This is a genomic window from Haloarcula sp. H-GB4 (genome assembly GCF_030848575.1).
In the GTDB taxonomy this organism is placed as follows: domain Archaea; phylum Halobacteriota; class Halobacteria; order Halobacteriales; family Haloarculaceae; genus Haloarcula.
On the sequence record NZ_JAVDDX010000001.1, the window covers coordinates 1192498 to 1205385 of the forward strand.

13 protein-coding genes are annotated in these 12888 nt (G+C 62.5%); 7 read left to right on the forward strand and 6 right to left on the reverse strand.

Annotated elements, in window-relative coordinates:
- The first annotated feature begins 119 nt into the window (after positions 1–119).
- Together RBH20_RS06245 and RBH20_RS06250 are read left to right on the forward strand one after the other, a co-directional pair.
- On the forward strand, positions 120–1739 hold the full coding sequence (locus RBH20_RS06245) for a long-chain-fatty-acid--CoA ligase (RefSeq protein WP_306706597.1): 1620 nt from the start codon (positions 120–122) through the stop codon (positions 1737–1739).
- Positions 1740–1898: 159 nt separating this feature from the next.
- Complete coding sequence (locus RBH20_RS06250) at positions 1899–4145, forward strand: PAS domain S-box protein (protein ID WP_306706599.1); 2247 nt, start codon at positions 1899–1901, stop codon at positions 4143–4145.
- A gap of 150 nt (positions 4146–4295) precedes the next feature.
- Here RBH20_RS06250 and RBH20_RS06255 read toward each other — a convergent pair whose 3' ends face one another.
- The 5 genes from RBH20_RS06255 to RBH20_RS06275 all read right to left on the reverse strand — a co-directional run bounded on the left by RBH20_RS06255 (position 4296) and on the right by RBH20_RS06275 (position 8113).
- Positions 4296–4730, reverse strand: a complete 435-nt coding sequence (locus RBH20_RS06255) for a hypothetical protein (RefSeq protein ID WP_306706601.1) — start codon at positions 4728–4730, stop codon at positions 4296–4298.
- A 66-nt stretch (positions 4731–4796) separates the two neighbouring features.
- Positions 4797–5846 (reverse strand): SMP-30/gluconolactonase/LRE family protein, encoded by a 1050-nt coding sequence (locus RBH20_RS06260; protein WP_306706603.1) that lies wholly within the window; start codon positions 5844–5846, stop codon positions 4797–4799.
- 95 nt (positions 5847–5941) lie between these two features.
- A complete protein-coding gene (locus RBH20_RS06265) occupies positions 5942–6244 on the reverse strand; it encodes a hypothetical protein (protein WP_306706605.1) in 303 nt (100 codons plus the stop codon).
- Entirely contained in the window at positions 6237–7253 is a 1017-nt protein-coding gene (locus RBH20_RS06270) for a PGF-CTERM sorting domain-containing protein (protein ID WP_306706607.1), read from the reverse strand. Before RBH20_RS06270 ends, RBH20_RS06265 begins: the two co-directional genes overlap by 8 nt.
- 77 nt (positions 7254–7330) lie before the next feature.
- Positions 7331–8113 (reverse strand): DUF2797 domain-containing protein, encoded by a 783-nt coding sequence (locus RBH20_RS06275; RefSeq protein ID WP_306706609.1) that lies wholly within the window; start codon positions 8111–8113, stop codon positions 7331–7333.
- A 48-nt stretch (positions 8114–8161) separates the two neighbouring features.
- Between RBH20_RS06275 and RBH20_RS06280 the strand changes: the two genes are divergently transcribed.
- Positions 8162–8617 (forward strand): YbhB/YbcL family Raf kinase inhibitor-like protein, encoded by a 456-nt coding sequence (locus RBH20_RS06280; protein WP_306706611.1) that lies wholly within the window; start codon positions 8162–8164, stop codon positions 8615–8617.
- A gap of 8 nt (positions 8618–8625) precedes the next feature.
- Here the strand turns inward: RBH20_RS06280 and RBH20_RS06285 are convergent, their stop codons facing one another.
- The gene (locus tag RBH20_RS06285; RefSeq protein ID WP_306706613.1) at positions 8626–9552 is read right to left on the reverse strand and encodes an NAD-dependent epimerase/dehydratase family protein; all 927 of its coding nucleotides are present in this window, start codon (positions 9550–9552) and stop codon (positions 8626–8628) included.
- Between the two features lie 117 nt (positions 9553–9669).
- On the opposite strand from RBH20_RS06285, the gene RBH20_RS06290 reads away from it, so the two are divergent.
- Genes RBH20_RS06290 through RBH20_RS06305 form a run of 4 tightly spaced genes read left to right on the forward strand, consistent with a single transcriptional unit; the run spans position 9670 to position 12839 of the window.
- A complete protein-coding gene (locus RBH20_RS06290) occupies positions 9670–10338 on the forward strand; it encodes a thioredoxin domain-containing protein (RefSeq protein ID WP_306706615.1) in 669 nt (222 codons plus the stop codon).
- Positions 10335–10877, forward strand: a complete 543-nt coding sequence (locus tag RBH20_RS06295) for a tRNA (cytidine(56)-2'-O)-methyltransferase (protein WP_306706617.1) — start codon at positions 10335–10337, stop codon at positions 10875–10877. Before RBH20_RS06290 ends, RBH20_RS06295 begins: the two co-directional genes overlap by 4 nt.
- A 55-nt stretch (positions 10878–10932) precedes the next feature.
- Positions 10933–12285 (forward strand): sulfatase, encoded by a 1353-nt coding sequence (locus RBH20_RS06300; RefSeq protein ID WP_306706619.1) that lies wholly within the window; start codon positions 10933–10935, stop codon positions 12283–12285.
- Positions 12282–12839, forward strand: coding sequence for a dihydrofolate reductase (locus tag RBH20_RS06305; protein WP_306706620.1), 558 nt, complete (start codon positions 12282–12284; stop codon positions 12837–12839). The genes RBH20_RS06300 and RBH20_RS06305 overlap by 4 nt, the downstream gene beginning before the upstream one ends.
- Positions 12840–12888: the final 49 nt, after the last annotated feature.

Genomic DNA, 12888 nt, shown 5'->3' on the forward strand with positions numbered 1-12888 from the left:
ACGCTATCCCCAAAGCGGCTGTGGTTCGACAGACACCCAAAATATGACCGGTTCCGAGACAGCAAGATCAGGGGAGTATCACAACCACTTTATCATGATTAACCATACGGTAGCCTGAGATGCACAAGCCACTGCTGACCACGGATTTTCTCGACCGTGCACGGGAATACTACGGGGACAAAGAGGCTGTTGTCGCCACGACCGGTGAACGCTTCACGTACGACGAGTTCGGGGAGCGAGCCGACGGGTTCTCGGCGGCGATGGCTGCCCGTGGCATCGAGAGGGGGGACCGGGTGGCCGTGCTGGACCCGAACACGCACTACCAGCTCGAAGCGGCCTACGGAACCATGCAACTGGGCGCGGTCCACACGCCGCTGAACTACCGGCTCGTGCCGGACGATTTCGAATATATTCTCTCGGACGCCGAGGTCGACGCCGTCTACGCGGACTACGAGTACGCCGATAAAATCGAGCCGATCCGCGACGAGGTGCCCACGGAAATCTTCGTCACCAACGACACGGACGCCGTCGACGGCGACTGGGAGTCCTTCGACGAAATCATCGAGGAGGCGGGAACCGACTACGAGCGCCCCGAGATGGACGAGGACGACCTCATCACGATCAACTACACCTCGGGGACTACCGGCGACCCGAAGGGTGTCTGTCGGACCCACCGGACCGAGACACTCCACGCCTACATCGTTGCGCTCCATCAGGAGATTTCGGACGACGATGTCTACCTCTGGACGCTCCCGATGTTCCACGTCAACGGCTGGGGCCACATCTTCTCGGTCACCGGCATGGGCGCGAAACACGTCTGTACCCGCGGCGTTGACGCCGAAGGCATCTTCAACGCTGTCAGGACAGAAGACGTGTCCTATCTCTGTGGCGCGCCGACGGTGCTGAACATCTTGGCGGACCGCTATGCAGCCCACGACGGAGAGATCGAGACGACCGGTGCGAACGATGTGCGCATCGCAACGGCCGGCAGCGCACCGCCGGAGGCCGTCATCCGAGCCGTCGAAGACGACTTCGGCTGGTACCTGAAACACGTCTACGGCGCGACCGAAACCGGCCCACTCGTCACGACTTCAGACGCCCGGCGGTTCTTCGAAGACGGAAGCGACGCCCGCTTCAGCGTCAAGAAGCGCCAGGGCATCGGCTACCTTGGGACCGATGTCCGGGTCGTCGACGAGGACGGCAACGATGTGCCACACGACGACGAGACGCTGGGGGAGGTCGTCGTCCGCGGCAATCAGGTGATGGACCGCTACTGGAACAAGCCCGAACAGACGGAGGAGGCCTTCTCCGACCGTGTCGAGGGCTACTACCACATGGGCGACCTGGCGACGGTCGACGAGGATGGCATGGTTGCCATCCGCGACCGGAAGAAGGACATCATCATTTCCGGCGGCGAGAACATCTCCAGCATCGAACTGGAGGATACACTCTACGAACACGACGCCGTCAGCGATGTCGCAGTTATCCCCGCCCCGAGCGACGAGTGGGGCGAGACACCGAAAGCCTTCGTCGTCCCTAACTCAGGCGATCCTGACAACCCGGGCGTGACAGCTGAAGACCTCCGGAACTTCACCCGAGAACAACTGGCGACCTACAAAGTCGTCCGCCGCGTGGAGTTCGTTGAGGAACTACCCACGACGGCGACCGGCAAGGTCCAGAAGTACGAGCTCCGCGAACAGGAGTGGGAAGACGAAGACGAGATGGTCGGCCAGGGATAGCCATGCGCGCGAACTTCACGTAAGTGTAAATTATCTAAAACCAAGCACGGCCGAAAGATGGAACACGTAGCCCGTCAATGACGGGCATATGTTACCGTCCGATTTCAGAGATGGTCTTTTAACTCAGCGTCCTATAATGTGTGACTACTACCCAAAGGTATGACGGATATTGCTGAAACCTTCTGCATTCTCCACGCCGATGACGAACCGGGGTTTGCCGACATGACGGCATCGTTTCTGGAACGCGAGGACGACCGGGTAGACGTGCAGACTGCGACGAGCGCCACAGCGGGGCTGGAAATCCTAGCAGACAACGACATCGACTGTGTCGTCTCCGACTACGATATGCCCGAGCGGAACGGCATCCAATTCCTTGAAGCTGTCCGCGAGGAGTACGGGGCGCTTCCATTCATTCTCTACACTGGCAAAGGTTCTGAGGAGATCGCAAGCGACGCTATCTCAGCCGGTGTTACCGATTATCTGCAAAAAGGGAGCGGTACGGACCAGTACGCAGTGCTCGCGAATAGAATTACTAACGCAGTGGAGTCTCAGCGTGTCAAACGCGAGCGGAACCGCCAGCTCGATGCCATCGAGACCGCACAGGAGGGAATCAGTATCCTGGACGAGGATGGGCGGTTTATTTTCGTCAACGAAGCGTACGCAGATCTCTACGGCTACGACCCGGCGGAGATGCAGGGCCGGCACTGGGAACTGTTGTATCGAGAGGCGGACATTCCACGCATCTACGACGAGATCCTCCCGGCCATCGAAGAGACCGGGTACTGGACAGGCACGACGACCGGGCTCCGTGCCGATGGGAGCACGTTCACCGAGGACCACGTGCTCGCACGGACTGACCGCGGTGAACTGGTCTGTACGGTCCGGGATATTTCTCAGCGGCGGGACGGCGAACAGGAACTTTCCCGGACCAAACGCGCCATGAACGAGGCACCTATCGGCATTATAATGACCGGCCCCAAGCAGGATGACACCCCGATAACATACGCCAACAGTCGATTCTTGGAGCTGACTGGCTACACGGAGTCAGAGGTGCGCGGCCGAAACTGCCGGTTCCTGCAGGGCGAGGCGACCGAGTCCGAGCCGGTCGACGCGATGCGGGCGGCCATCGACAAGGGCGAACCCGTGTCGGTCGAACTCCGGAACTACCGGAAGGACGGAACTATGTTCTGGAATCAGGTGTCTATCGCCCCAGTCTGCGACGATGACGGAACGGTCATCAACTACGTTGGGTTCCAACGGGACATTACCGAACGAAAACAACACGAACGTCGCCTCAAAGCCCTCAGCGAATCGGTACAGGATCTGCTCCGGGCTGACACGCGCGAGGAGGTGGCTGAAATCGGCGTCGAGACGGCGCGCACTGTACTGGGACTCGAGGCGAACACAATCCACCTCTACAACGAGGATGAACGAACTCTCGAACCGGTCGCCGCCTCTGACGGGATATATGACCTGGTAGACGATTTGCCGACCTTCACGCCCGGAGACAGCATCGCGTGGCGCGTCTACGAGTCCGGTGACGCACTCGCCGTCGATGACGTCCACGCCGACCCGGACATCTACAACCCGGACACACTGATCAAAAGCGAACTGTATCTCCCGCTCGGCGAGTACGGAGTCCTGTTGGCCGGTTCGGAGACGACCGCGGCGTTCGATCAGCGAGACGTCGTCCTTGGAGAAATTCTGGCCGGACACGTCACCAGCGCGCTCAAGCAGGTCGAAGGGACCGAACAGCTACGCGACCGCGAGCGGGCCCTCGAACAGCACAACGACCAACTTGAGGCGTTCACGAGCGTCGTCTCACACGATTTGCGAAATCCGCTGAACGTTGCGCAGGGGCGACTGCAACTGGCGGGCGAGCAATGCGAGAGTGAACATCTGGCTGCTGTCGAACGGGCACACGAACGGATGGATACGCTGTTAACCGATCTGCTCACGCTGGCACAGGACGGTGAGACCGTCACCGACCGCGAACCGGTCGCACTAGCATCGCTCGCCGAAAATTGCTGGGCGACTGTCGAGACGGCCGATGCGACACTCGTCACTGATATCGACAGGACCGTCCTGGCAAACGAGAGCCGCTTGAAACAGTTATTCGAGAATCTCGTTCGAAATGCAGTTGAGCACGCTGGGGCGGACGTGACCGTAACGATCGGGGCGTTAGACGACGGGTTCTACATCGCGGACGACGGCCCCGGCATCCCCGAAGACGAGCGGGAGACAGTGTTTGAAGCCGGCTACTCAACGAGCACGGAGGGAACCGGATTCGGGCTCAGTATCGCCCGGCAGGTCGCAGCGGCGCACGACTGGGAGATCAGTGTTCGCGACAGCGCCGACGGTGGCGCACGCTTTGAGATTACTGGTGTCTCGTTTTGCGATTCATAGCGACTGGCGCGGTGTCCATCTGGAGTCTTGCTGGCACCCCGTCCAGAGGCAGTCAGTACTTCACCACTGTTCGATAGTCGGCGGAGGACTCAGTACGAGTGAGCTGCCGCTGTTCGTTCGTTTCCAAAAGCGGCAGCAAGCCGAGGTTCGTTAGTCTTCGAGCGCGTCAGCGATGCGGTCGAGCGAGCGCCGCATATCGTGGACTTCGTCTCGGAGCTTTCGCATCTCGCGCGTGAGTTCCTCGTTGTCGCTTCCGCCCGATTCCTCATGCTGGCTTGGCGGGCCGCCGCCCATGCCACCGGGGCCACCCGGACCGGGGCCGCCGGGGCCGCCACCCATCATGCCGCCCATCATCTGTGCGAAGGGGTTGCCGCCGCCCATGCCACCGGGGCCGCCGCCACCGCCCATCATCTCTTCCATGCGCTCTTCGCGGCTCATCTCTTCGCCGTCACCCTCGCCTTCTTCGCGCTCCTCGGCGCGTTGCTGTCGGATCTCCTCGACTCGCTCGCGGAAGGACTTCTCCTCGCCGCCTTCCTCGGTCGCGTCCGCCGATTCGCCAGCGTCTTCAGGTTCATCGTCTGCCATACGCTCGGGTTTGGTTGGGCCGCTGAAAAGGGTTGTCGTCCGAAGACAGGCCACGTAAGCGGTCGGTCAGCGGGGGACGCTGGTCCGGAGAATCGCGCCGTCTTCGGGAGACTGGTTCGCAAAGTTACAGATGAACAGCGAATCCTGCTGGTCGCCGGTCCCGAAGAGCACGTCAGAGGGGAACACCAGCCCGTCGTCTGCCGTTGCAACGGCGTCCGTGGTCCCGTCCGCAGTCACTCTGACGACGCGGTTCTGGCTGTTGGCCGCAACATAGATGTCACCGTCCCGGCTGGTAATCCCGTCCGCTCCGAATATCGCACCGCCTTCGAAGAACATCGACGGCTCGCCGGCGGCACCGTCCGACTCGACCGGAACGCGGAGCAAGCGACCAGTTTCGTCGGGGGCTCGCGTTACCGCGACGTAGATATCGCCGTCAGCGTCGCGGGCGATTCCGTTCGCGCCGAAACTCTCCGTCTCCAGCCGGTCGTCGTCCAGCCAGGTCGACCGCTCACCGTCGGTCGTGACCGCGTAGACCACGCCGTTTTGTGATTCAGTCACCAGCAGGCGCTCCCGGTCGGCGTCATAGTGGATGTCGTTCGGGAACCCGCTAATGCCGACAAGCTGTGCCGTGTCGCCGTCAGGTGGGACTTCCCAGACGCCCGACTGGTCGTCCTGTGTGGCGACGGCGGCGTATACCGTTCCATCGGGCGCTGCTTCGACACCAATCGCGCCGGGCAACGTCGCAATCTGTTCGGTATCTTCGAGGGAGAGGCCGGTCGCGTCGGTCTCTGCTGCGGGAACGCGCCGGACCTCACCGGCCGTGATGCCGAAGTACAGGCCGCCGTCAGGACCGAGGGCCATGTTCTCCGGCACGCGGTCGCCACCGACCGAGACGAGTGTTTCAACGGTCGTTTGGTCCGGCGTCGCTGTCTCGGTGTCGGTTGCCGTCGGTTCGTCGGCTGTCGTTGTAGGTTCGCTACTACCGTCGTCGGTAGGTGTCGGGGTTGAGTCAGTTGCGGTCGACTCGTCGCCGCCGGTACAGCCGGCCAGACCTACACCGGTGGTGGCGCTGCAACCGAGCAGGAATCGTCGCCGCGTTACGCGTCGTCTGGTCATAATGTACTTCTCGACGTATGGCTGACAGGTCCCTGAAACCTCGGATTACTGAAACGCCGACTGTGGGTACCTGATATGATTGGCGGCAGGGCGTATCAGGCGAGCCGTCGGACCAGTACCGAGAGCCCCAGCCCGCAGCCAAGCACCACGGCGAGGTTGAACGCCGCGTTGAACAGCGGCCGATATCTGTCGGTGACGAACGTATCAATCGCCGACGACGCGGAAAAGTAGAACTGCAGTGTCGCGATGAGCGCAACGAGTGTGAGGATAGCAAACACTGCCCATTGCGCGTAGACGGCAATCGTCGGACCAGAGTCGTCATCGGTCTCGCCGACAGCGTCGCTGGTCTCCGCGCCGGTGTCCTGTGCCACTACGTCGGTGTTGGAGGTGTCACTCATTGGTCTGTCTCCGTGCGATGAGGAGGGCGCTTGCGAGGACCGCAATCAGTCCGAGCAACGCTGTGAAGCCGGGCCCCTGCCCAGATGCCGTCTGCTGTGGTTCGTCCATCCCCTGCTCTTCCGGCCGGTCTTGCTCGAAATCGCTGGATTGGAAGCCGACCTGTTGTCTGGTTTCGTTCTCCTGAAGACGCTCTGTCGGATGGAGGTTCGCCGGGGAGCTCTCGGTCCCGACGATGACGCCATCGGAAAGCAGCATCCCGTCGAGCCAGTAGTTGTAGTCGTCAGGCACCGTCAGTTGGGTTCTGACGATCTCAGTCCGGCCGGGTCGAATCTGGCCGACCCGCACGGTCGACTCGTCAGCGATAACATTCGAGTCAGCTTGCCGTGCTCGGAGCCGGAGCGAGAGATCATTAGACGGATTGTTGCCGGCATTCGTGACGTACACCGAGACGTTCAGCATCGTCTGGTTGTCCGCGACGCCGTCAATCCGATAGGTGATGGAATCGAGCGGGACGCCGGCGTTCTCGAAGCGCTGGAACGTCACGGTACTGCGGGCGTACGCCGGTGTGAGCGCGTCGACGTTCTGGACTGACTGCTGGCCGGTCTCGACCCGATTCCCGTCCTCGTAGACGATCGTGTCTATCCGATAGCCGCCTGCTCGCTCGACTGTGATGTTTGACCGCACCGATACCTCTCGTTCCCCTTCGACTGTGCCGACCGACTGTCGCGTCGTCGTTGCGACGAGGCCGGTGTCCGCATCGATGGCCCGCGTCTCGACGGTGACGTTCTCGGCAGGACCGCCGCGGTGCGAGAGTCGGGCGTCGATGGAGAGCGTCACTGTCTGGCCGTCGACCGACGCCGGTTCGATGGTCGTCTCGCGGAGGTCGAGATAGCTCTCGCGAACGTTATCCTCGGGTTCGGAGAGCGCGCCGGGGACCGCTGTTGCACCGATGAGCATGGTCAGGACGACCACGACCATGCCACCGGTCAGGAGGGTTTCACGTCGCACACGAGGATGGGCAACAGCCGCCTTTAAATGTCTTCTGTACTGTCAAGTACGGATTACAGCGACGCCAGTCGCCGGTGTTATCCGAACGCGCCGAGGCTCGACTGGAGGTCGCGGTCGGTTCCGCCGTCGGTGAGTTCGTAGCCGACGAGCTGTCGGAGGTCGACGGCATAGACGCTGCCGTTGTTCTCAAGCACGACGACGCGTCCCTTCGTCCCCCGGACAGTCCCGGTCGCCAGGGTTTCGGCCATCGGACGGTCCGAAAGGGATAGGTCGTACTCGAAGTCGTAGGTCGCCAGCGGGTCGTAGCGCTCACAGAGTGACGCCCACCAGTCCGTGTCGACGGACTGGTCAAATCCCGATATCTTCGTCGGGACTCTGACCCGGTCCCCCAGCTCGACAGCGATATCGGCCTCGATCTGCCGGGCGATACGGCCGTCGGCGACGGTTCGGAGGTGGGCGGCCCTGTCGGCCCCTTGCTCACGGAGCCGCGTCTCCAGCCGCCAGGAGCGGGTGACCCCGACCTTGATGACATCCGGCGCGAACGCTGCCAGGTACACCGCGTGTTCCTCATCGCAGGTGTCGAGGGGCTTGTTGCAGTCACCGGTACAGCGGGCACACGGCCAGATATCGGTGTGTTCCGGACAGTACGGCGCGGAGTCATTGTCGCAGTGAAAATGTCGGTCGCCGTCGACCGCGCCAGCACAGTGGCGCTCGCCGAGCGTGTAGGAAAGTTCCGTGTCGGGGTCCAGTCGCTCGGTAGTGACGCTCCCGTCCTCGGCCAACAGGAGCGCGGCGTGTTCGTCGACCCGCGCATGGTAGCCCACGACCTGCACGTCCGGCGGTTCGGCGCGGAGCCGCAAATGGCTGCCGGGACGATGTTTTTGTGTTTGTCTGTCAAATACCAGCACATGGCAGACCTACAGCTTCGGAGTCCGGCCTTCGACGACGGCGACCGTATCCCCGAGGACCACGGCTACTCGGCGGCAAACACGAACCCACCGCTAGAAATCGAAAACGTCCCGTCGGACGCATCGTCGCTCCTCCTCATTGTCGACGACCCGGATGTCAAAAAGCCGGCCGGGAAAGTGTGGGACCACTGGCTCATCTGGGACATTCCACCGGATATCGGGCGGATTCCGGAGGGGTGGACAGCCGACGAGGCCACAGAGGGACAGAACGACTTCGGAGAGGTCGGCTGGGGTGGTCCGAATCCACCGGACCGAGAGCACACGTATCGATTCCTCCTGTACGCGCTAGACACGACGCTCGATCTCTCCCCGGCGGCAGACAAGGATGACGTGTACGACGCGGCCAGCGGCCACGTCGTCGAAAAAGCACAGCTGAACGGCACGTACCCGGTCTAAGTCCGCCCTTAGAGTTCTTCGAGCAGTTCGCGGGTCGACTGCCGCACGGCGTCATCGCTTGACTGTTCGGGTTCCCAGCCGAGCGCCGAGAGCTTGTCGACGGAGAGGCGCATTCGCGGTACGTCGCCGGTCCAGCCGCGGTCACCACCGGTGTACTCGTACTCGGGGTCGATATCCATCTCTTCGGCGACGATGCTGGCGATGCGGTCGACCGATGTGGTCGTCCGCGTGCCGAGATTGAACACGTTGTGGTCCTTGTCAGCGTGTTCGACGGCGAACAGCATCGCGTCGATACACTCGGAGATATGCATATAGGACTTCTCCTGACGGCCATCGCCGAGAATTGTCAGCGTCGACGGGTCCTCGGTGAGTTTCTCGATGAAGTCGGGAATGACGGCGCCGCGCAGGCGCGGGCCGACAATGTTCGCAAACCGGAACACCCACGACTGGATGTCGTGGCTGTGGGCGTACGTCGAGACGAGCGATTCCTCGGCGAGTTTTGTCGCGCCGTAGACGCTGATGGGCTCAAGCGGCGCGTAGTCTTCCGGCGTCGGCCGCGGCGCTTCGCCGTATACCGTGGACGACGACGTAAACACGAGGTTTTCGACGCCGGCTTCCTGCATCCGTTCGAGGATGTTGTAGGTGATGTCGCTGTTGTCCTCGAACTGGCGGCGAGGGGTGTCCGTGTCGACCAGCTTCGACGCCGCGAGGTGAACGACGAGGTCGACATCGCTTGTGATAGCCTCAGCGACGACGTCGGGGTCGGTGAGGTCACCATCCAGATAGGTTGCGCCCGCATGGACCCACTCGGACTGCCCGTTCGCTTCGTTATCGACGACGACGACGTCGTTGTCCGGAGCGAGGCGCTCGACCAGATGCGACCCGATAAAGCCCGCCCCGCCGGTGACGACTATTCGCTTCTCTGATACGTCCATAGGTGCGATGCTTCCCAGGCGAGAAAAAACGTTGTGGTCGCGGCCGATTCCGGTGGCGTCGGTAGCCACGTAACAGATGACAACGTCGTTTTATAGCTTCCCCTGTGAGAGTCGGTTATGACCCGATTCACTCGCCGTAGCGTTCTCTCGGCGACAACTGTTGCGCTCGGCGCGCTAGCCGGATGTGCCGGCGGCGGTTCTGAGTCGGCCGAAACGGAGACTGCTGGAACGGAGACGGCAACGCCCGCTCCGGGCCAGCCGCTCTCGACACCGGTCGCGGGCGACCCCGAGGCCGACGTTACGGTTGCGGTGTACGAAGACTACGCCTGTCCACACTGTGCGACTTACTCGGAGTCCGTCTATCCGAAGGTTCAGGAAGACTACCTGGACGATGGAGCGATCCGCTACGAGTTCCACGACTTCCCGATTCCGGTCAACGAGGAGGTCTCGTGGCAGGCCGCAAGCGCTGCGCGCGCCGTGCAGGACAACGTCGGCGCGGAGGCCTTCTTCACATACTCCGAGCGCCTGTTCGCGAACCAGAACCAGCTGGGGCCGGATACCTACGCCGAACTGACGGAGGGACTGGACGTCGACGGTGAGACTGTTCGAGCGGCCGCGACGGGGGAACTGTATCGCCCGACAGTTTCCGGTGACCGTGATGCAGGTACCGACCGCGGCGTTCGGGGGACGCCAACCGTGTTCGTGAACGACGAGCAGGTCGAGTGGAGCGAGGTCGCCTACGAGCCGGTCCAGTCAGCTATCGAAGCCGCACGGAGCGACGGATGAAGGACTCCCCGCAGGTGACGGTGCTCCGACTGGGCCACCGGCCCGGCCGGGACGAGCGGATGACGACCCACGTTGGACTGACCGCACGCGCGCTCGGGGCTGACAAAGTCGTGCTGGCCAACGCCGCCCGCAATCAGGCAGATACCGTCATCGACATCACCGACCGGTTTGGTGGTCCTTTCGACGTGGCCTCGACAGAAGAGCCAAAGCGGCTCATCCGTGATTTCGAGGGTCGCGTCGTCCACCTGACGATGTACGGCGAGCCGGTCCAAGAGGTTGAGGCCGGCGTTCGAGAGGCCCACACAGCGGAACCGCTGCTGGTCGTCGTCGGCGCGGAGAAAGTCCCCTTCGAGGTGTACGAGCACGCCGACTGGAACGTCGGCGTCACCAACCAGCCACACTCCGAGGTCGCTTCGCTGGCCGTCTTCCTCGACCACCTGTTTGAGGGCCGGGAACTGGACCGCGACTGGGAGAACCCCGACCGGGTAGTCGTCCCGCAGGAAACCGGCAAGCGAGTCGTCGACCCCGGCGAGGAGTGATGCCCACGCAGTTGTGCCGCGGACCTTTTATCGCTCGACGCTAACTCACGCTCAGATGTCGCGTCATAACGTGTTGCTCGTCGTCGCTGACAGTCTCCGCGCCCGGAGCACCTCCGTGCTGGGCTATCGCCGTGAGACGACGCCCTTTCTCGACGCTTTCGCCGAGGAGGCGACGGTGTACACGCAGGCTCGCAGCCCGAGCAACTGGACCGTCCCCAGCCACGTCAGCATGTTCACGGGCCACGAGACCCACGAACACGGCGTCGACCACACCGCTAGACTCGACGCCGGCCACACAATCTTCGAGGAACTGGCTGAAGCAGACTATGACACGGGGTTGTTCTCCGATAACCCGTTCCTGACGGACCACGAATCAGGGCTTGACGAAGTGTTTCAGACGGCCGTCGGATCGCCTGAACAGTACGATTCGGCTTACGAGACCAATGGCTCGCTAGGCGACTGGCCCAACGGCTTCTGGTACGCTGACCGGACGCTAGAGTGGATTTCCGAGCGGGAGGGCGAGTGGGCCGCCTGCATCAACCTGATGGACACCCACCGCCCATACGAGCCACTCGCCGAGTACGACGAGTGGAGCGACGAGCGCTCCCGCGACATGCAGGAGTCGATGGGGTTCAAGTGGCACTGGGAGTTCCTTTCGGGGAACCTCTCGCTTGGCTTCGCCAGCATTCTCGAACAGATATACCACGGTGCAGTCCGGCAGGCCGACGCCATCTTCGAGACCCTGATCCGCGGACTGGACGAACAGGGCGTCCTCGATGACACACTGGTCGTTTTCGCTGGCGACCACGGCGAGGGCTTTGGCGAACCGACAGCGATTCCCGAGGAACCGCCAGCTGTCAGCCACCGTATCGGGACTCACGAGACGATGTATCACGTCCCGCTCGTCGTCCGTGCTCCCGGCCAGCGGGAGGGACACCGCATCACCGATCTGGCGACGCTCAGCCGGTTCCCCGACGCCGTCCGCGCGATAGCGCTCGACGAAAGTAACGCGGACGGTCCGGCGTTTGCCTCGCCAAACGGGACCGTCGTCGCGTCACAGGCCCCCATCGGTCCAGCGATGCGTGAGGAGGCCGAACGGGTCTGTGGCGACGCTGCCCCGTTCGCAAAGCACGCCCGACTGGTCTACCACGACCGGCCCGGCAATGAGGTGCGAAAACGGGCGGCATGGGGCAACAGTGCCTACGAATCCGTTATCAAGGGCTGTGGCGGCACGGTTGAGGACAGCGATATCGCCGCCGCCGTCGTCCGGAACCATTTCAACAGCGATCGGTACGCCGATGTGGATATCGCGACGCCACTTGACGGCTACACCGAGTTCGAAGACGCGTCTGACACGCAGTTTGCCGAGGACCTCGACGACCGACTGGAGGCGCTTGGATACAAATGACGATGATACCCGACACTGAACTGGTACTCGTGGTCGCCGCAGATGAAAACAACGTCATTGGCCTAGATGGCGGCGTTCCCTGGCACTATCCCGAGGACGTGCGCCAGTACAAGGACCGGATCGCCGGCCACCCGGTCATCCTTGGCCGACGAACATTCGATTCGATGGACCCGCTCACAGACTGCTACACCGTCGTCCTGACGACCGACGACAGCCGGACCGCCGATTCAGAGACAGTTGAGTACGCTACGACACCCCAGATAGGTGTCGAAGCAGCCGCCCGCGCCGGTGCGACCGAGGCGTTCGCTGGCGACAGCGCCGAAGCAGCCAACTCGCCACCAGTCACCTATGTCATCGGCGGCGAGGCAGTGTACGACCTGTTCCTCCCGTTCGCCGGCCGAGTTTTCCTCAGCCGTATCCACGAGCGCAACGAGGGCGACCGGTATTTCCCTGATCTGGGCGCGGAGTGGACAGAACTGTCCCGGGAGGCCCACGACGGGTTCGATGTCATCGAATACGAACAGACATCACCGCGACCGCTTGCCAACCTCTGACTGTTCGCCAGTGAAGACGGTCGTCTGGAACTGTCCGTGTCCTGAAAAC